The 20416-nt window shown below is 32.2% G+C and carries 16 protein-coding genes, 1 pseudogene and 1 CRISPR repeat array (1 of these 18 only partly in view); of the genes and pseudogenes, 7 read left to right on the top strand and 10 right to left on the bottom strand.

All coding sequences use genetic code 11. The annotated features are described in order from the left end of the window. Positions 1 to 257 precede the first annotated feature (257 nt). The 5 genes from arcA (at position 258) to LPC11_RS00600 (ending at position 5787) form a co-directional block, all read left to right on the top strand. A complete protein-coding gene (gene arcA, locus LPC11_RS00620) occupies positions 258 to 1493 on the top strand; it encodes an arginine deiminase (protein ID WP_023374347.1) in 1236 nt (411 codons plus the stop codon). 54 nt (positions 1494 to 1547) lie between these two features. Beyond that, positions 1548 to 2555, top strand: a complete 1008-nt coding sequence (argF, locus tag LPC11_RS00615; protein WP_023374348.1) for an ornithine carbamoyltransferase — start codon at positions 1548 to 1550, stop codon at positions 2553 to 2555. Positions 2556 to 2665: 110 nt separating this feature from the next. After that, positions 2666 to 4096, top strand: coding sequence for an arginine-ornithine antiporter (arcD, locus tag LPC11_RS00610; protein ID WP_023374349.1), 1431 nt, complete (start codon positions 2666 to 2668; stop codon positions 4094 to 4096). 16 nt (positions 4097 to 4112) lie between these two features. Further along, positions 4113 to 5054 (top strand): carbamate kinase, encoded by a 942-nt coding sequence (gene arcC / locus LPC11_RS00605; RefSeq protein WP_023374350.1) that lies wholly within the window; start codon positions 4113 to 4115, stop codon positions 5052 to 5054. 19 nt (positions 5055 to 5073) lie between these two features. Continuing rightward, on the top strand, positions 5074 to 5787 hold the full coding sequence (locus tag LPC11_RS00600; RefSeq protein WP_023374351.1) for a Crp/Fnr family transcriptional regulator: 714 nt from the start codon (positions 5074 to 5076) through the stop codon (positions 5785 to 5787). Between the two features lie 286 nt (positions 5788 to 6073). Here the strand turns inward: LPC11_RS00600 and LPC11_RS00595 are convergent, their stop codons facing one another. Both LPC11_RS00595 and LPC11_RS00590 read right to left on the bottom strand, forming a co-directional pair. Beyond that, entirely contained in the window at positions 6074 to 7888 is a 1815-nt protein-coding gene (locus LPC11_RS00595) for a 3-hydroxyacyl-CoA dehydrogenase (protein WP_023374352.1), read from the bottom strand. 688 nt (positions 7889 to 8576) lie between these two features. Further along, on the bottom strand, positions 8577 to 9107 hold the full coding sequence (locus LPC11_RS00590) for a hypothetical protein (protein WP_023374353.1): 531 nt from the start codon (positions 9105 to 9107) through the stop codon (positions 8577 to 8579). Positions 9108 to 9394: 287 nt separating this feature from the next. Between LPC11_RS00590 and LPC11_RS12550 the strand changes: the two genes are divergently transcribed. Continuing rightward, on the top strand, positions 9395 to 9523 hold the full coding sequence (locus tag LPC11_RS12550; protein ID WP_255202528.1) for a hypothetical protein: 129 nt from the start codon (positions 9395 to 9397) through the stop codon (positions 9521 to 9523). A 269-nt stretch (positions 9524 to 9792) separates the two neighbouring features. Further along, a complete protein-coding gene (locus LPC11_RS00585) occupies positions 9793 to 10359 on the top strand; it encodes an LPXTG cell wall anchor domain-containing protein (protein WP_023374354.1) in 567 nt (188 codons plus the stop codon). A 54-nt stretch (positions 10360 to 10413) separates the two neighbouring features. Here LPC11_RS00585 and LPC11_RS00580 read toward each other — a convergent pair whose 3' ends face one another. The 8 genes and pseudogenes from LPC11_RS00580 to LPC11_RS00550 form a co-directional block, all read right to left on the bottom strand. Then, complete coding sequence (locus LPC11_RS00580; RefSeq protein WP_023374355.1) at positions 10414 to 11061, bottom strand: hypothetical protein; 648 nt, start codon at positions 11059 to 11061, stop codon at positions 10414 to 10416. A 465-nt stretch (positions 11062 to 11526) separates the two neighbouring features. Then, positions 11527 to 11772 (bottom strand): annotated as a pseudogene (locus LPC11_RS12575) (IS3 family transposase); the annotation flags it as partial. Between the two features lie 105 nt (positions 11773 to 11877). After that, positions 11878 to 12714 carry a membrane protein insertase YidC gene (gene yidC / locus LPC11_RS00575; protein ID WP_023374356.1) on the bottom strand — a complete coding sequence of 279 codons (837 nt, stop codon included), beginning with the start codon at positions 12712 to 12714 and terminating at the stop codon, positions 11878 to 11880. 253 nt (positions 12715 to 12967) lie between these two features. Then, positions 12968 to 13903, bottom strand: coding sequence for a mannose-6-phosphate isomerase, class I (gene manA / locus LPC11_RS00570; RefSeq protein ID WP_023374357.1), 936 nt, complete (start codon positions 13901 to 13903; stop codon positions 12968 to 12970). Positions 13904 to 13917: 14 nt separating this feature from the next. Beyond that, the gene (locus LPC11_RS00565) at positions 13918 to 15873 is read right to left on the bottom strand and encodes a fructose-specific PTS transporter subunit EIIC (protein ID WP_107566516.1); all 1956 of its coding nucleotides are present in this window, start codon (positions 15871 to 15873) and stop codon (positions 13918 to 13920) included. A 79-nt stretch (positions 15874 to 15952) separates the two neighbouring features. Beyond that, complete coding sequence (locus LPC11_RS00560; protein WP_023374359.1) at positions 15953 to 17812, bottom strand: BglG family transcription antiterminator; 1860 nt, start codon at positions 17810 to 17812, stop codon at positions 15953 to 15955. Positions 17813 to 17930: 118 nt separating this feature from the next. Further along, positions 17931 to 18269, bottom strand: a complete 339-nt coding sequence (locus LPC11_RS00555; RefSeq protein WP_023374360.1) for a nucleotide pyrophosphohydrolase — start codon at positions 18267 to 18269, stop codon at positions 17931 to 17933. Positions 18270 to 18274: 5 nt separating this feature from the next. Further along, positions 18275 to 20008: a DNA/RNA helicase domain-containing protein gene (locus LPC11_RS00550; RefSeq protein ID WP_023374361.1), complete on the bottom strand. Its 1734-nt coding sequence runs from the start codon at positions 20006 to 20008 to the stop codon at positions 18275 to 18277. 10 nt (positions 20009 to 20018) lie between these two features. Further along, positions 20019 to 20416: a CRISPR direct-repeat array (repeat unit 36 nt; unit sequence GTTTCACTCATACCTAAAATTACAGAGTACTAAAAC) (it continues 430 nt past the right edge of the window).

The raw sequence follows: 20416 nt of genomic DNA, 5'->3' as shown, positions 1-20416 counted from the left end.
AGTTAATTAATCATGTATGACTAACCATACATTCAATCGAATAAAAAATCATATTATATTAATTATTTATTATCGTATTAACTTAATATACATATAGTTATAGGTTTTATGCGTTTATATTGCATAATCTATCATCAAATTGCATTGAATAAATATTTTATATGAGATATCGACATTTTTATTGTGAAAAGATTCTCAATATCTATGTTGAAAGCGCTTTATACTCTAGGTGTATTAAATCAAAGGAGGAAATAACAATGGAAAAAGGACCTATCCACGTAAACAGTGAAATCGGCAAATTAAAAACGGTATTACTTAAACGACCAGGTAAAGAATTAGAAAATTTAGTGCCTGATCATCTAAGTGGATTGCTATTTGACGATATTCCTTATTTGAAAGTTGCTCAAGAAGAGCATGACCATTTCGCGCAAGTACTTAGAGATGAGGGTGTCGAGGTTGTCTATTTAGAACACCTAGCTGCAGAAGCCATTGCAGATGCCTCAGTTCGCGAACAATTTATCGACGATATTTTAAAAGAATCACAAAAGACTGTCCTCGGTCATGAAAAAGAAATTAAAGAACTATTCGCGACATTAAATGATCAAGAACTTGTAGAAAAAATTATGGCTGGTGTACGTAAAGAAGAAATTCAATTAGAAACGAATCACCTCGTAGAATATATGGATGATCGCTATCCATTCTATCTCGATCCAATGCCAAACCTTTACTTCACTAGAGATCCTCAAGCATCTGTAGGTAGAGGAATGACTATCAACCGTATGTATTGGCGTGCCCGTCGTCGTGAATCTATCTTTATGACATATATTTTGAAATATCACCCAAGATTCAAAAACGACGATGTCCCAGTTTGGTTAGATAGAAATTCACCATTCAATATTGAGGGTGGCGATGAATTAATTCTATCTAAAGATGTACTTGCAGTTGGTATTTCTGAACGTAGCTCTGCACAAGCTATCGAACGCTTAGCAAGACAAATTTTATTCGATGATCAATCTACATTTACTAAAGTACTTGCTATCGAAATTCCAAACAGCCGTACATTTATGCATTTAGATACAGTATTTACCATGATTGACTACGACAAATTTACAATGCATGCTGCGATTTTCAAAGAAGAAGATAACATGAACATCTTCACCATTGAAAAAGATGAACAAGGCCAAGACATTAAAATTACACACTCAAACAAATTAAAAGAAACATTAGAAGATGCGCTTAACATCGACAATATTGAATTTATCCCAACAGGTAATGGTGACGTTATCGATGGTGCCCGTGAACAATGGAACGATGGTTCTAACACATTGACAATCCGACCAGGGGTTGTCGTAACGTACGACCGAAACTATGTATCTAACCAATTATTACGTGATAAAGGCATTAAAGTTATTGAAATTACAGGCAGTGAATTAGTACGTGGTCGTGGGGGCCCAAGATGTATGAGCCAACCATTATATAGAGAAGATATTTAATTCAGTAAACACATGCACTTTACTAATACATTTTAAAGAAATGAGGAATGAATCATGTCAGAAATTCAACAACCACTTAACTTAAAAGGTAGACATTTATTAAAAGAAGATGACTTTACGAAAAAAGAATTTAGCGATTTAATCGACTTCGCTATTACTTTAAAAGATTATAAACAAAAAGGGATTCCACATCGTTATTTAGATCATAAAAATATCGCCCTATTATTTGAAAAGAATTCTACACGTACACGTGCAGCTTTTACTGTTGCCTCTATTGATTTAGGTGCACATCCTGAATTCTTAGGAAAAAATGATATCCAATTAGGTAAAAAAGAATCTGTTGAAGACACAGCTAAAGTATTAGGAAGAATGTTTGATGGTATCGAATTCCGTGGATTCTCACAAGAGATGGTTGAAGACTTAGCTAAATATTCAGGTGTCCCTGTATGGAATGGTTTAACGGACGCGTGGCACCCAACACAAATGTTAGCTGACTACATGACAGTTAAAGAAAACTTTGGTCATTTAGATGGCATCAAACTTACTTATGTGGGTGACGGACGTAACAATGTGGCTAACTCACTACTTGTGGCTGGACCAATGCTTGGTGTAGACGTAACAATTTGTTCTCCTAAAGCACTTTTCCCATCTCAAGACTATGTTGATATTGCAGAAAGACGTGCCAAACAAGACGGTGGTTCAATCACAATTACAGATAATATTGACGAAGGTGTTAAAGATGCTGATGTTATCTACACTGACGTGTGGGTATCTATGGGTGAAGAAAGTGAGTTTGAATCACGTATTAAATTATTAAAAGACTATCAAGTTAATAGAGCTATGTTCGACAAAACTGGTAAAGATAGCACGATTTTCTTACATTGTTTACCAGCCTTCCATGATACAAATACCACATATGGTCAACAAATCAAAGATGACTATGGTTTATCTGAAATGGAAGTCACTGACGAGATATTTAGAAGCAAACATTCTAAAGTATTCGATCAAGCAGAAAACCGTATGCATACGATTAAAGCTGTAATGGCGGCTACGCTAGGATAGTTTGCAATTAAAAAGAAGATGCAGGTTTGGTTACGATACTCTCATATCACTGAACTCCTATATATGAATCACAACTGAACCTGCTCATTTATTCAAAGGAGACATGACATATGAGTGAATCAGATGGAAATAAACTAAGTAAAACCTCCTTGATTGGCCTCGTCATTGGTTCAATGATTGGTGGCGGTGCATTTAACATTATTTCTGATATGGGTAATCAAGCTGGTGGTTTAGCCATCATTATTGGTTGGATTATCACAGCAATTGGTATGATTTCCCTAGCCTTTGTCTTTCAGAATTTAACGAATGAAAGACAAGACTTAGATGGTGGTATCTATAGTTATGCACAAGCCGGGTTCGGTGATTTTATTGGATTTTCAAGTGCTTGGGGGTATTGGTTTGCAGCCTTCTTGGGCAACGTGGCCTATGCTACATTATTAATGTCAGCAGTCGGTAACTTCTTCCCGATCTTCAAAGGTGGCAATACCTTACCAAGTATTATCGTAGCTTCTATCCTTTTATGGGGTGTGCATTATCTCATCTTAAAAGGCGTAGAAACAGCTGCGTTTATTAATAGTATCGTTACTGTTGCCAAACTCATCCCTATCTTACTTGTCATCATATGTATGATTGCTGCGTTTAACTTTGAGACCTTTAAAGCTGGTTTATACGGTATGACAAGTGGTGATACTGGCATATTCAGTTGGGGTGATACATTAGGCCAAGTGAAAAGTACAATGCTTGTAACGGTCTGGGTATTCACAGGTATTGAAGGTGCAGTTGTCTTTTCAAGCCGTGCTAAAAGTAAAAAAGACGTTGGTACTGCGACTGTGATCGGTCTTATCTCTGTATTAGTCATCTATTTCTTAATGACTGTTCTCGCACAAGGTGTCATTCAACAGAATCACATTTCTGAACTATCTAACCCATCTATGGCTGCAGTCTTAGAACATATTGTAGGACATTGGGGTTCAGTACTAGTCAACATTGGTTTAATCATTTCTGTATTAGGTGCTTGGTTAGGATGGACATTACTCGCAGGTGAATTACCCTTCGTCGTCGCGAAAGATGGCCTATTCCCTAAATGGTTTGCAAAAGAAAATAAAAATAAAGCACCTGTCAATTCATTATTAATTACGAATATATTAGTACAAATCTTTTTAATCAGTATGTTATTCACAGAGAGTGCTTATCAATTCGCCTTTTCACTCGCATCCAGTGCGATCCTTATCCCATATATGTTTAGTGCTTTCTATCAAGTTAAATACACTTACTTAACGAAGGAACGTGCCACAACGAAACAATGGGTTATTGGTATTATCTCTTCTATTTACGCGATTTGGCTCGTTTATGCAGCGGGTATAGATTACTTACTATTAACCATGTTGCTCTATATCCCAGGCTTATTCGTTTACCAAACCGTCCAAAAAAATAACCGGAAACCTTTAAACAAGGTTGACTATATCTTCTTTGTATTAATCACAATTCTAGCAATCATCGGCATTTTCAGATTAATCACTGGTGCCGTAAATGTATTCTAATTAAGGAGTGAACGATATGGATAACAAAATCGTCATCGCGTTAGGCGGTAATGCCATACAAACTGATGATGGCTCAGCTGACGCACAAAGAAAAGCAATACGTTCGACAATGCAAGCACTCAAACCTTTATTTGATACTGATGCAGACATCGTTATCTCTCATGGTAATGGTCCACAAATTGGTACAATGTTAATCCAACAAGCTAAAGCAGATAGTCCACAAACCCCTGCCATGCCACTTGATGTTTGTGGTTCCATGACCCAAGGTATGATAGGATTCTGGATAGAGACAGAAGTCAATAGAGTACTTGCTGAAATTAAGAGTCCAAGACGTGCAGGTACAGTAATTACTCGTGTTGAGGTCGACGAACATGACCCCCGTATGTCTAACCCTACTAAACCGATTGGACCATTTTACACTAAAGAAGAAGCTGAGCAATTACAACAAGCCAATCCAGAATCAACTTATAAAGAAGATGCTGGACGTGGTTACCGTAAAGTGGTACCTTCACCTTTGCCAGTGTCTATTTTAGAGCATCAACTCATTAGTACATTAGTAGAGAATCAAAATATCATCATTGCATGTGGTGGCGGCGGCATACCAGTTATTAAGCGCAACGACACATATGAAGGTGTCGAAGCTGTAATAGATAAAGACTTTGCCAGTGAACGCTTAGCACAACTCATCGACGCTAATACTTTAATGATATTAACGAACGTAGAGCATGTATATATCAACTATAACGAGCCTAATCAAGAGGCTTTAACAAACGTTGACGTTGCAACGTTAAAACAATATGCCGAAGATGGTAAATTTGCCGAGGGTTCTATGCTTCCTAAAATCGAAGCTGCCATTGATTTTGTTGAAAGTGGTGAAGACCGACGCGCGATTATCACTAATTTAGATAATGCCTATGAAGCATTCAAAGGACATGTTGGCACACAAATTGAGCATTAATCACTAAGGTGGTGACTTTATGACAAACAACCAATCACGAGGCATTGCAATCGATAATTCAATAATCACAAATCATAGCGATCAGTGTCTTGAACGACTTGCCCAATTGATTCACATCCCTTCTGTTGCTTTACAACCTTACAAAAATGAATGTATTGTTAGACAATATAACAAAGGACAAGTCATTTACTATTCTTCTGACGAATTAACACATATTTACTATTTGATTGATGGTTATATATTAAGAGAACAATTTAGTATGAATGGTGATGTATACCGCATCTTAAACAAGGATGATAAATTATTCCCCATGCATAACCTCTTCCAAGAGAAGACGACGAATGAAATGTGTACAGCCATTACAGACTGTATCATGATTGCCGTTCCCATTGATCTTATTGAATATCTATGTAGAAACAATGACAAAGTGTTTATTAGAATTTACCAATTGTTATGTAACAATCAGAAACAACAAATTGAATATCATATGGCACTCAGTTCTAAAAGTGCAAAAGAACGCGTGATTAAAATATTAATTTATTTATGTCACATGATTGGTTATGATAACGAGGAATTTTATGAAATCAAATCATTTTTAACGATTCAAATGATTAGTGATCTTGCAAGTATTTCACGTGAAACAACTGGTCATATTATTCAAGAATTGAAAGAGCAAAATATTTTGCTTAAACACCATAAAAACTGGATTATCAGTAAGCAAATATTAGCGTAATCATTTTATCCCATAAACCCATACTCACCCCATCCCATGGTTAATCAGCATATGAAGACCTCCTTTTATTAACGTGACATGGTGATTAACCGCCTAAAGCTCGACAAAGATCAATGTAGCGATCGCTGTCGAGCTTTTTGATACACTTAACCAATAGCAAAAACCCCTTTACTACGGCGGATAGTAAAGGGGTCGGGGAAATTATTTATATGTCATCTATTGAATGATTTTAATTGTTAAAGGGAACTGTCACTAATGAATCTTTACATCTACTAATGCAGAATGCTTATTTTAAGAAATCTGGTTCTAAATATGGTGCACCGTTTGAGTAGTCATAGAAACCTTTACCTACACCACGGCCTAATTCACCTTTATCGATTTTACTTTGTAATAAATCAACGACTTTACCATCGATTTCATCGTTAGATTCTTGGTAAATAGCATTTAAAATGTGATACATCGTATTTAATCCAATGATATCTACAATAGCTAATGGACCATGAACCGCATGGAATCCGATCATCCATGTTTTATCAATTGTTTCAACATTTGCAATGTCTTTAACTAATAATTTAAGTCCAGCATGTAGTAATGGAATTAATAACGTATTTAAGATATATCCTGGTTGTTCTTTGTGAATTGGAATTACTACTAAGTGAATATCACGTGCAAATGCTAAGATTTTATTAAATGTGTCTTCTGTTGTTTTGCTTGCAACCATGACTTCACCAGTGTTTTTAAGCCATACACCATTTGAGAAGTGTAATGCCGCGAATTTTTCTGGACGACCAGTTAAGTCTTCAAAGTCACTTGGTCTTAATGTAGAAGAGTTTGTAACGATATACGCATCTTCATTTAAGACTTCGCTTAATTGTTTATAGAAATCTTTTTTAATATCAGTGTTTTCTGGTACAACTTCAATAACTAAATCTGCATCTTTTGTTGCTTCAGCTAAATCAGTATAGTAGCTAATATTTGATTCAAATTTGTCTACAGTTGCGTCATCTACATTCATATCTGATTTGTAATCTTGTTTAATTTGTTTTACACGGCCTTTAGCAGCTTCAATCGCGTCATCACTAATATCATAAAGTGACACGTTAAAGTCACCAGACGCAGTTTGGAATGCGATTTGACTGCCTAAGACACCGCCACCTGCTACAGTGATATTTTTAAATCCGTGTGTTAAATCTTTGATTTCTTTTGGATTATCAAAGAAGTTGTCACTCTTGAATTCAGGGTTTGGATAATTGTAGAAACCTTTACCTACAGATTTACCAAGACGACCTTCTTCTACCATACCTTCTAAGAATTTAAGGTAGTTTTTAGCCCATTCTGGTGAGTTTTCATCCATTTTTGATTTTCTGATATTTAAATGTGTCGCGATACCAACGATATCATTCATACCAAATGGTCCATGTTCATCGTTTGTCGCTTTCATCCATGTTTTATCGATCATTTTATAATCTGCAACTTCGTTACCTAGTAAGTAACCTGCTTGTGTTACTAAAGGTACAAGTAATGAATTTAAAATATAACCTGGTTGTTCTTTTTGTATTGGAAGTGGAACCATGCCGATTGCTTTCGCAAAGTCTAATACTTCATTAAAGATTTCATCTGAAGTATCTTCCGTACGCATCACTTCACCTGTATTACGTAACCAAATTTCATTAGCAAAGTGTAATGCTAAGAATTTTTCTGGTCTACCTGTGACATCTTTAAATTGACTTGGCGCAAATGTTGAAGAATTTGTTGCGAAAATTGTTTTTTCAGGTGCACTTTCACCTAATTGTTTATAGAAATCTGTTTTAATTGAAACAACTTCTGGAATTGCTTCAATAACAATGTCAGCATCTTTCGCTGCATCAGGAATACTAGTACTAAATTGGATTGATTGATACGCTTGTTCTACTTTCTCTTCAGTCGTATCTAAATCATCTAAATAACGTCCTTTTAAGATATTCAAACGTTCTTTAACTTTTTCTAAAGCCTCATCATTAATATCATATAACGTTACATTAAATCCGTGGAATGCACTTTGGAAAGCGATTTGGCTTCCTAGTACACCGCCACCTGCGACTACTACGTTTTTAAAATTCATCTCTAATGCCCCCATAATTCATATTGCTTACAATTCAAGTATACGCTTAAAATTTATTTATTTGAACTGAATGCCTTTGGATAATATATAAATAATTAAATGGAATTTGCAAGGTTATATAAGCGTATGTATATGGATGAAGAAATAGAATGAGAATGAGTCATTGAGGAGCTATCAGAAGATAGATTTGGATAGGTACAACTTGAAGATGTGTATCGCCTTTTACGTAGTTGAATATATAAAAGAGCTCCCTTCAACATAGGGATGATTGTGAGTACGTTGAAGAGAGCGTTGTGAGACGAAATATTTGTACAATATAATTAGCTATAAAAATGCGACCGATTGTCACTTCGATTAAATCATTGTTTTACGTCAGACGTAAGTTTAATAACTATCACTTTTTAGTTTTAACGGTAACTCCTATAATTATTAATAAGTAATTAATAAAAAAGATCATATAAATCAACCTATTTCCAATGTTACTTGCTATGCCCTGATCAGTCGATATTAATATTACATTTATAATAATTAATACGATGATGATCGACATATAGACTTTATTTTTAATAAGGATAGGATCAAACCTCCCTGTAATCTATTATGAAGTTAAAACTTATGATACACATCTCTTTTCGCTTTTTACCAAGTTGCTTCATTCATTTTAATGTGAAGGATATAAAATGATATTTTAAGATTGATATTTATCAATCATTTGTTCAAAATGAAATTTAATTTTTTGTACAGTTTGTTGTTGTTCCATTTTCACTGCAGCAATTCTATAAGTCCCATCAGATGTTTTAATTTTCGTTACTGCATCTGGCATAAATATGGTTGCTTGACCTGGATAACTTACATAGATAGCTTTTTTTACATCTTTATAATAGCCAATATATTTCTGATTACCTACATGTAATTCATATTGATCCCAACCTAATTGAATTAAGGTAATCTCCCTCATAAAAATCTGATTATGGAGATACTTAAAAAGTATGGCAGGTATAAAAAATCCTACAATACAACCTAAAATATTTATAAAAACTAGATCCACTAGAAATGCTAGATTAATAATTATCACCATCACTACCATTGCTAGGTAAATAAAAATGATACCAACTATCACCGGTAATATTAAAAATTTGTTATATTTCAAACGTTCATGATCAACAACCACTTGTTTACCACTTATAGTCCCTTGATAAATAGCATTCTTTATTTGCATATAAGTCCCTCATTTTAAACAGCTACAGATAATTTGAATATCTATGTAATGATACATTTAAATCCGAAATGTCTTCATTAAAATTATACAATTATTTCGTTTTTATATAAATGATATATTTAAATATTTTAGATGCGATTTCTTTATAAAATCAAAACCAACAAATACAAAACAATCAGCCAGTACAACAAAATCCTCAACAAGCACAAACAAATACAAATCCAACACAAGATAAGCAACTGCAAGATATAGAAAATTATGAAACTTATTTAAGAAGTAAAGATAATATGACCGAATCTGACTTTAAGAAATATAATGAGCTAGTTGGAGATAGACAACTACCTGGTGATATAGCACAACGCATTGGTCATAATGGCGTCGCATCTGATGATTTAGCAACAGAAAATGACGAATAAAATACATTAAAGAAAATCTGAATTTAGCTTTTGTCTTTAAATTTTAATTTAAGGTTTGTTTCCTATAGATAAGGGGACAAACTTTTTTATTTTGTTTTAATATAATGATCAAAACCAAAAAATCAAATAAATATAGAATTAAATTAAACTCAACATTTTTATATAGCTTAGACATTTACAAAATATTTAAAATTATCATTTTTTTATTTAGTGGTTTGTGTTAGAATTTAGTTGTAATTTTCAAAATATTTATAGATGGGGGATTTTTCATGAAAACAACTAAAATTTTAGGGGCAACAACATTAGCAGGTGCATTATTATTTACAGGAGTAAGTTCACATAATGCAAGTGCTGCTGAATCATCAGTAAATGCAAATAACGCTCAATCAGTAGCTACTCAAGTTTGGAAAGAAGATGGTTATAAGCCAGAACGTGTTAATTTCCAAAAAGCGGAAGATAAAGGGGACTATTATTTACTAGGTTATAATAATAAGTCAGGTGTAGGCGACGGTGCTGTTAGAGTATATAAAGATGGCACTGTAGAAACAGGAGAAGGTGTTTTAGCAACAGCTGATGACGGTAAATTTTATAAGAATGGTAAATATCAATTTGATAATTCAAACAATAATGAACAAGGTCAACAACAAGCAACTGATAACACAGTAACTACTCAAAATAATAACCAACAACAAGCAGTTCAAAATAATGCCACACAAGCACAAGAACTACCAGCTACTGGTGAAACAACAAACAATGGTCTAGTAGCATCAATTGCTACGGCATTATTAGCTATTGGTTCATTACTTACTTTCAAACGTTTTTCAAAAGAAAAATAGTTCTAATAATATGCAAAAAGAGTACAATTTTGTACTCTTTTTGTATATATTGACTTAATATTTACCTCTAGGATTATTAGGGTTCATATCAACTAATTCATCATGTATAGCTTTGTGATTTCTTTGTACTTTGTCATAACCTCTGTTGATATCATTAGTCAACTTCTCGATGTTATTGTTTGACTGTTGTATCCCTACATTAAGTTCATTTAATAACCTTTGTTGTTGCTGACCTTGATGATTGATAGCTTGAATAGTTGCTTTTTGATTGTTACTCATACTATTTAATGTATTTTGAATATCATTGATATGAGATTTCAATTCATTCATATTTTTTTGATCTCTATATACATTGATGATTTCTTTCCAACTGTCACCAAATCCAGCATTTAAAATTGCAAATAATGTAGATAAAATGTCTAAACTTCTAAACTCAGATGGAAGATATGTTTCTAATTTTTGCGCTTCAGTCTCAAAATGGGTATAAATTGATTGATAATCATTCCTTATTTTACTATCAATCCTTTTATGTTCAGATAAAATATATTGCTTATCACTTTCAAACTGTGCCTCACACCTAGCAATCTCTCTATTAAAGTAATCTTGATCTAGCGCTCTTGCTACAGTCCATTCTCTATATTTAGCTTTGTATATTCTTCTTTCAATAAATCCACCAACAAAACCTAATATCAAATCTACCATTTTATAAGTAACAAAACATAAAATAGTAGCTAGGATTTTGGAAATAAAATCGTTTCTATTTTATTAGGATTAAACATTAAAAACCTTAAAAATTATGTTCTAGTATTTTTAATCAGAACATTAGGAATATTAATTTCTCTATTTTGTACGCATATCTTTATCAATTTAGAACAATCAGCATCCTATTTTAAACCTTTTTATGCATCCGGATATTCTCTTTTTTAGGCATAGTTAGCCATGCGGTAATACTTATAACATTAGTTGTGTTATATGCTCTAAAACCCAAAAATAATACAAAAGCAATCAATAATTATAGATAAAATCAAGATATAGAATAAGTATTGTTGACACTGAACCCTGAACTGTATACTTAATAAAACACTATGTTCTAGATTACTAATTCTCTGTATTTTACAAGTGATAAGTTGACTAGATTTTATTGAATGCGATTTCAACACCTTTTCTCTTATTCTCTAATTTCAATTGTTCTACTTCTGATAGTTCTTCCAATCCCTTACTATAATCATATAGTTTACCGTCTTGTTGGTTAAACCTATACCTTTCTCTCTTCTCAATATCATTGACATCAAGTTTTCACTTGTTTTCTATTCCTAATATTTTATGCTTTCATAATTCTTTTGTCATATAATCAACTACTTTCATTTCAATCACTTTATTTTTAGTTGCTAATGAATAAACTACTCTTTTCATAGAAAAAACACCTTCGCATGATTCATTTTAATATGAATTCAACGAAAGTGTTTTTAAGTTATTTCCCAAATTTTGGGTCATTGCAGAGTCCCTTTTTATTATTGATTATTTCTTCTTTTTAATTGTTTTTGCTTTCTGTGACTTTTTATCATTTTGTTTTTCAAATGATTTTATATACTCGTCTGCAATTTTTGAATAATATTGATTTGAAAAATACATTTGAATGATAAGGAATAATGCATTGATGGACCAATATAGTCCTAAAGCAGATGCTGATGTGAATGAAATATAAATAATAAATATAGGTGAAATTACCATCATCATATAGCCCATTTGTCTTTGTTCTTGGGGCATGTTACCTAAACTTACTAGAGATTGGATAAAATACAAAATACCCGCAATGAGCGTTATATAAATATCTGGATTGGATAAATCAAACCATAAAAAGTGAGGATATTGTGATAAATGATTATGTACTGGCCATTTTAATGATGCATATAGACCAAATAATATTGGCATTTGAATAAGCATAGGTAGACAACCTAACATGCTTTTCATTGGATTAATATGGTATTTTTTATATACATCCATCATCTCTTTATTAGCATCCATTTTTTCTTCTTGTGTACGCGCACGTCGCACTTTTTCCTGAATAGGATCTAACTCTGGTTTAGCGATTTTCATTAGTTTTCTCATAAACTGACCATTTTTAGTTTGTGATAACATAAATGGCAACATTATTAATCTAATCGCTAATACGATAATAATAATAGCTAGACCATAATTATGATTAAGATGTTCTCCCATCCAATTTAAAAATAAATCCATTGGTTTAGCAAAAGTATTATAGAAAAACCCATTTCGATTTTCTGGTTTAGAATAGTTACAAGCTGATAAAAATACAGGTGCTAATAATACTAAAATCAAATATTTTAGTTTCATTTTTATGTATCCTTTCAACAAAAATAATTAAAAAAGCAACCATATAGGTTGCCTGTGAACATTACAATAAAGTGTGAAAAAATTACTAAAGTCATCTTACTAAAAAAAGAATTTAAATTAAAGTGAAAATATATAATTCTTACAAATTGACTATACATAATTATTAATTAGTTTAATCATGCTTAAATGGAGAACACCGACATCACAGTGCTTGTCCCTCTTTCACTAACTTCACTTAATCCCTTACCTAAATTTACGAGTAACTTATAATCATTTCTAATTTACCTTCAAATAAAATATCTTGATCTTCATTTGTAATGATAAAATGTCTACCTTTTTGTATATCGTATCTTTCATCATCTATAATCACACTACCTGTCCCATCGATGACTGAAACTAAGCAATAAGCATGTGGTTTATTGTAATTTAATTTACTATTAATTTCCCATTTTTCGACTGTAAAAAATTCGTTTGATACAAATTGAGTTACTGTCTGTCCTTGAACTTCACTTTTTTGAGGTACCATATTAGGGTTCTCTTGATTAATATTGATGACTGCTTTACTTTGTTCTAAATGCAAATCTCTTAAATGCCCATGTTTATCTTTACGATCATAATCATATATACGGTAAGTTGTATCAGAAGACTGCTGAGTTTCTAATATCAATATACCTGAACCAATAGCATGAACTGTCCCCGCAGGCACATAATAGAAGTCACCTGGTTTAACTTTCACCTTTTTAAATAATCGATCAAATTCTCGATTATTTATGCACTCAACCAAATCTTCTTTATTATCAACATTAATGCCGTAGATGATTTCTGCATCTTCTTTGGCATCTAAGATATACCAACATTCAGTTTTACCGTATTCACCTTCATACTTTTGAGCATAATCGTCATCGGGATGAACTTGTACCGATAACTTATCATTCGCATCTAGGATTTTGGTTAATAATGGAAATTTATCTCTTTTATCATTACCAAATAATGAACGATCAATTGACCATACTTCATCTAACGTTTTACCTTTATAATCACCATTTTCTATCACATTGGGACCATTGGGATGTGCTGAAATGGCCCAACATTCTCCAACATTATTGCTAGGTAAATGATAATTAAATGATTCTAATGCAGTGCCACCCCAAATTTTTTCCTGAAATACTGGTTTTAAAAATAATACCATGTTTTATTTCACCTCTATATCTCTTTTAATATGTCGTAAATATCGTCTTTTGATGGTGCATTAATTAGTGCTTCTCTTGTTTTGTCATCCATCAAACTTCTAGACAGTCTTTGTAGTAATTTCAAATGTGTATTATTACTGTCATTTGGTACGACAATCATAAAGAGTATTTTCGGAAGTGTTTCATCTAAACTAATCCAATCTACGCCTTCTTTATTTTGTAAAACGGCTACAGTAGGTTGTTTAACTGCATCAGATTTAGCATGAGGAATTGCCACATTCATACCAATGGCTGTTGTTGATTCCGCTTCTCTATTTAAAATTGCTTGTTTAACAACATCTTCATTGTTTATAAAGCGATGTTCTTTTAAATTTTTCACCATATAATCAATAGCTTCTTCTTTGGTTTTCACATTAGTGTTTATATTGATAACGTCTTTTTGAAATACGTTATCGTTATGTTCAACACTTTCATCCACTTTAGACTCTGAATGTTTGCTTTCTTGACTACTATTTGTACTTGTTTCTAAATGAGCATCTACTTGATTCTCTTCTACATCAGTTACAGGTGTATTTCTTTTTAAAATTAAAATTGTAATCATTGTTACCAAGCTACCGATAATAACTGCGATAAAGAACCAAATAATATGATCGATACCACCTAAAACAGCAACAATAGGACCACCATGCGCAACTCTATCTCCAACGCCACCCATAGCAGCAATGACTGCAGCAACCATTGCACCAATCATATTAGAAGGTATGATACGCAATGGATCTTGTGCAGCAAATGGTATAGCACCTTCAGTAATACCAAACAATCCCATAGTAAATGAGGCTTTCCCCATTTCTTGTTCAGCATGATTGAATTTATGTTTTTGAACAAATGTTGCTAACCCTAATCCAATTGGTGGTGTACAAACAGCAACTGCTACCATTCCCATCACAGCATAATTTCCTTCTGCAATTAGGGCAGATCCGAATAAGAAAGCTACTTTATTCACAGGACCTCCCATATCAAATGCAATCATTGCACCTATAATAAGGGCTAATATAATAATGTTAGCGCCCTGCATACCTTTCAACCATCCAGTCAACGCTGTAAATATACCAGAAATAGGCGCACCTATAAGGAATATAAAGATAAGTCCTACTACTAAAGATGCAAGTATTGGAATAATGATGATTGGCATAATAGGTGCCATTGCTTTAGGTACTCTAATATTTTTAATCCATTTAGCAACATATCCTGCTATGAAACCTGCCACAATACCACCTAAGAATCCTGCGCCAGCTTCACTACCGTACAAGCTTCCATCAGCCGCAATAGCACCACCAATCATACCTGGTACTAGACCTGGTTTATCAGCAATACTATATGCGATGTAACCTGCTAATATTGGAACCATAAAACCAAATGATAATTTACCTATATTCTCAATTGCTTTCCAAAATGAATCATCAGGAATTTTGAGACCTTCAGATGTAGGGTGTCCTCCTAAAGTTAAAGCGATTGCTATTAGTAAACCACCCACTACGATAAATGGAACCATGAATGATACACCATTCATTAAATGTTGATACACCATCTGAATACCGCTTTTTTGATCTTCTTCGTCATCCGAATCATTAGATTGTGTTGTTGCATTTTTATCGTGATAAATTTTAGCATCTTGATCTATTATTCTTTGTATTAAGGTTTCTGGATGATGGATGCCTTCTCTTACATTTTCATTAATCAATCTCTTTCCATTAAATCTTGATAAATCCACTTGTCTATCAGCTGCAATAATAATGCCATCAGCTTCTCTAATTTCCTTAGCAGTTAAAACGTTCTCTGCTCCTACGCCACCTTGTGTCTCAACTTTAATATCTACACCCATTTTCTTGGCTGCTTGTTCTAACTTCTCTTGAGCCATATAAGTATGAGCGATACCGTTTGGACAAGATGTTATTGCCAATATTTTCATCTTCTTCACGCTCCTTCACTTATAGTGTAAGCGTTGTCAGAAGGCCATAAAAAAAGATAATTACCGTTACTAGTGGTAATTATCCTTTGATTAGTTTTAATATTTTATTTTGAAAAGCTGTTTCTTCAAGATGTGCTAATTGATGAATATCTTCTTCATCTAATAAAGACAAGTTTTGCATCATTTGTTTCATCAAATGGATATCTGGTTTAGCAATTGCTAAGAAAAACACTAATTTTACCTTATGCTCTTTCCAATAAAATCCATTATTACTCTTAAATATAATAATATGTGAGTTTAATACCTTTGTAGGATCACCATGGGGCATTGTCATGCTATTACCAATATATGTTGAGGAGGCTTTTTCTCTATTTAATGCTGTTTCTATATATCCACTACTAATCGCTTTATAGTTATTCAAAATTTGATGCGCCATTTCAAACACACCTGGTATGGTTTGTATAAAATCATTGTTAACGATCGTAACAGGTATCTCATTTAATCCATTATTTTTAGATATCGGGTTTAATTTACCTTTAACGATTCGATTCAATTTAAATTGATCATCTTCTGAAAATAGTGGAGAAACTTTAATTACATCTAAATATTGTGGTAATTGCATATTAATATCATGCGTTGTGATAAGTATATCTATATTTTCAAATGCATCATTTTCAATATCTTCAAATCTTAGTATATCTATAACCTTAACATGCTGGTTAACTTTCGATATTTTGGTTTCTAATAATTGAGAAATACCTAATCCATAGTAACAACAAATGGCTATATTAACCTGTGATTCTTCATTTCGATCTATAGATGCTTGAAAATGTATCGTTAAAAATGCAATTTCATCTTCACTTAAATTGATTCCAGTATCTTTAGCAAGTTCATGGATAATATCGTATAATACGTTAAATACATATGGATAAAGTATTTTTATTTCACCTGTTAATGGATTATTTAAGTAAACTTCCTTCATAATTCTTAAATAGGTACGACTAAAATGTGCAAGTAAATTGTCCTTTAAAACATTATCCGAACCAAATTTAAGGTGCATCTTTTGTTCCATTTTTGTAATCAACTGCTGTATGTAACTTTCAATGAAAACTTTCTCAAAACCTAAATCAAATTTATTAAAATGATAACTAATAAAAAATGAGAATAAATGTACAGTTTGTGTATTTAAATGATATCCTAAGCGCTGATTGATGCCTTTTATAATTTCATTTGAAATAACTAGTGATTCATCATTAATATTCCATGATTCTTCTGATATGGATTGCCTTTTTAAAATTAATATTAGATGTATGACAAGTTGTTCAATTTGAAGATGTGACGTCCGAATATCATGGACGCTTAAGTTTGTTTCAATAATTTGTTTGATTATTTGTATATGAGCCTTGGGTAATTCATTTAATATCAAATCTTCCACTCGGTGATGTTGCTTTGATAATTGATTCAAATGTAAAATCGCATTATTAATATCTTTTTCATTACCTGTTACCCTAATACCTGTCTTTCTCTTGATAATGATATTAACTTCATATTTCTCACACCACATTTGAATTCTACTCATATAATCCAATATTTCTTTCTTAGACAATTGAAATTGTTCCATTAATTCACTTATTAATACTGATTTACTATACATGAGTAATTGGTATGCTATTTTAATCAACAACTTACCATCTTGATGTAAATAATTGCTCAGTTGATTATCAATGTCTTCGAGAGAATAACGTGTCGTATTTAAGAAATACCCTTTAGATTTAATATTCCCAATCACTTCTGGCATAAATTGATTATTAATGATTTTGATATCGGTTCTAGCTGTCCTATTTGAAATATTTAAATAAGACGCTATATCATCAGATTTTAGGTAATCACTTCGATTATTACGCAATAATTCTATAAGCTTAATTTGTCTTTCAATCATTAAAAAACCCCCTTTCATCTAAAATTCACTTGAAATAACGCTTTCAAATCATATTTTAGAATTAAAAGGAAGTTTCGGCAATTAAATGTACTATTGAGTAATTTAATGAAATGAGTAATTATAATTCATTGTATTTTGAATTATTATCTTTACTTTTATCTACAGGATACTTTTCTGCGTTTTTAACAAGTTTTCGCTCTATAATTTCATTGATATCGAAATCTAGATTATCGGCAAACATATAACTATATATTAAAATATCAGCCAATTCTTCTGCTAATCGTTCTCTTTTACTTTCGACAACATCTTCTGATGATTTCCATTGAAATAATTCTAATAACTCCGAAGCTTCTAGTGTTATAGACAACGCCAAATCCTTTTCATTATGAAATTGTCTCCAATTACGTTCATCTCTAAATTGATTAATTTTTTCCATAACACTGTTTTCAGTTCTCATTTCTATCATCCTTTCGAAGCTTCTTTAAGTGCATTTCTTAGTTCATCATCAACCGCATAAATATATAAACCATTGACGCCCCTTGTAAGCAGAACGTTCAATTCATTTCTTAATAATTCTTCGCCAAAATTTTTCATAGTATCATCAGAGAGTTTTCGGTTTTGTGTTACCTGTATATTTTTACTTTCGCTTTTATCATAAATTATCTTACCATTGCGATATTTCACTGATGGCCCAATAATTACACCAGCATAATTTAAATCAAATCCTTGAATTGTAAAAGTCGATCCTATTTCATTAATCGTTTGACTCTGTTCTGGCCATGCTAAATTTTTCTCACCTCTAGGACATTTTAATTGTAAGTTCCATGGTCTAGACCATTGTCCTATTTTAACTTCCCAAAATAATCCATCATTCGGTGATTTTCCATTTTTAAATTCCCAATCAAATGTCGCAAGCATTCTAGACAAACCTGATTCAATATTTTTAGATTTTCTTAAAATCGCTTTTTCTAATTCTGCTGGTGTGTCAAAAATTTTAATATCGTATCCTTTGCTATCTTGGGGAATAGGGTCAATTTTATGATCATCTATTAAATGTCTTAACCAATTCATTGTTTCAATGCTGCTATTGATTCTTAGTTGGTTCTTAAGTAGTAAATGATTATTTTGATCTTTAGAATACTGTATTAATTTATCTAGTGTATCAAATTCCCATATTTGTTGTTTACTTAATATCTGTTTTTTATCAAAGACTGCAACAACGACTTTAGCTCTTTTTTGAATATCTTTTAGATGTCCTTCTCCTCGATAAGACATTTTACCTTGCGTAAGCAGTAAATGTGCTTCATCAATAATAACAACATCCGCTTTATCTTTAACATCTCTATTCAAAATAAAACTAGTGGGTTTATTAATTATATTCTGATTTTTTCCTTCTAAACCAAGTTTATTAGCAATTTGCTTATATACCTTTAATTGTTGATCGTGATTAACCAATAGATGAATATCTAAATTCTTCATCTCATCTAAATCCATCATTTGCTTTAGCTCAAAAAACAATGTGCTCATTAATACAGTTTTACCAGAACCAGCTTCTCCTTCTACTAAAATCAATTGATTTTCTTCACTTTCACTTAAAATAGCATGTTCTATTTTATTTAAAATCTCATCTTTAACTGATTGTTGCTCATTCGTTAATTTATGAAATGGAGATGCTTTAAAAATCGCTGAGTCTTTAATTACACTTTCAATAGGAAAAAGTTTGCTATTCTCTTTATGTAATTGTTGCCAAATATTTGTGAATATTTCATCTAATTTTTCAGAAGTATAATATTCATTTTGCTGATTTGTTCTACTATTAAATATTGAAGTCACAGCATCTACACTAGACAAATACTGCATAAACTTGTTTTCTATATCTAAAGTTAAAGACTTATTAAAGAACGGATGTCCTATAACATACATCGAAGACGTATCAGAACTGTAAAATGATTTCCAATAGTCTTTAAGCTTCACATCATTTTTCAAATGTTGAATAGTTCTATTTTTGATATCCGTTGTTTCACCAACATACAAATTAAAGTGATCAGACTTATTTTTATCATTTATTATATAGACAGTGGGATATCTGAGTAAAAATTTGGAATCATCACTCTGTTGCCACTCGCCTAATGAATTGACTAGCTCTTCATTAGAATAACTAATATTTTTTATAATCGGCTTCCTCATGCTACTCATATATCCTCCAATCTACTTCATACCTAAAATTACAGAGTACTAAAACATTGCTGCATTTTATTAATTTCTGCCTCAGGTTTCACTCATACCTAAAATTACAGAGTACTAAAACCTAACTCATCCATTGAATCAAGAACTTCTGGTTTCACTCATACCTAAAATTACAGAGTACTAAAACGTCGGTTTTGTTAGTGATAAAGCCTAATTCGTTTCACTCATACCTAAAATTACAGAGTACTAAAACAACTAAATAAGTATGACCGTATTCTGCATAGTTTCACTCATACCTAAAATTACAGAGTACTAAAACACCTGAAGACGCTTTAACATTAGGTGTTTGGTTTCACTCATACCTAAAATTACAGAGTACTAAAACCTTGGTCGACAGGTTCGCCTACAATACCGTGT

The organism is Staphylococcus sp. HL28 (genome assembly GCF_021117155.1).
GTDB classification, from domain to species: Bacteria; Bacillota; Bacilli; order Staphylococcales; family Staphylococcaceae; genus Staphylococcus; species Staphylococcus warneri.
The sequence above is the reverse complement of the archived record's forward strand: the minus strand, read 5'-3'. Positions and strand labels throughout refer to the sequence as shown.

Coding starts and splice junctions, on each gene's coding strand:
- manA (WP_023374357.1), bottom strand. CDS start 13,903: ATGGTATTATTTTTAAAACCAGTATTTCAGGAAAAAATTTGGGGTGGC.
- arcA (WP_023374347.1), top strand. CDS start 258: ATGGAAAAAGGACCTATCCACGTAAACAGTGAAATCGGCAAATTAAAA.
- LPC11_RS00595 (WP_023374352.1), bottom strand. CDS start 7,888: ATGAATTTTAAAAACGTAGTAGTCGCAGGTGGCGGTGTACTAGGAAGC.
- LPC11_RS00560 (WP_023374359.1), bottom strand. CDS start 17,812: ATGATTGAAAGACAAATTAAGCTTATAGAATTATTGCGTAATAATCGA.
- LPC11_RS00585 (WP_023374354.1), top strand. CDS start 9,793: ATGAAAACAACTAAAATTTTAGGGGCAACAACATTAGCAGGTGCATTA.
- LPC11_RS00600 (WP_023374351.1), top strand. CDS start 5,074: ATGACAAACAACCAATCACGAGGCATTGCAATCGATAATTCAATAATC.
- LPC11_RS00580 (WP_023374355.1), bottom strand. CDS start 11,061: ATGGTAGATTTGATATTAGGTTTTGTTGGTGGATTTATTGAAAGAAGA.
- yidC (WP_023374356.1), bottom strand. CDS start 12,714: ATGAAACTAAAATATTTGATTTTAGTATTATTAGCACCTGTATTTTTA.
- LPC11_RS00590 (WP_023374353.1), bottom strand. CDS start 9,107: ATGCAAATAAAGAATGCTATTTATCAAGGGACTATAAGTGGTAAACAA.
- LPC11_RS00555 (WP_023374360.1), bottom strand. CDS start 18,269: ATGAGAACTGAAAACAGTGTTATGGAAAAAATTAATCAATTTAGAGAT.
- arcC (WP_023374350.1), top strand. CDS start 4,113: ATGGATAACAAAATCGTCATCGCGTTAGGCGGTAATGCCATACAAACT.
- LPC11_RS00550 (WP_023374361.1), bottom strand. CDS start 20,008: ATGAGTAGCATGAGGAAGCCGATTATAAAAAATATTAGTTATTCTAAT.
- LPC11_RS12550 (WP_255202528.1), top strand. CDS start 9,395: ATGACCGAATCTGACTTTAAGAAATATAATGAGCTAGTTGGAGATAGA.
- argF (WP_023374348.1), top strand. CDS start 1,548: ATGTCAGAAATTCAACAACCACTTAACTTAAAAGGTAGACATTTATTA.
- arcD (WP_023374349.1), top strand. CDS start 2,666: ATGAGTGAATCAGATGGAAATAAACTAAGTAAAACCTCCTTGATTGGC.
- LPC11_RS00565 (WP_107566516.1), bottom strand. CDS start 15,873: ATGAAAATATTGGCAATAACATCTTGTCCAAACGGTATCGCTCATACT.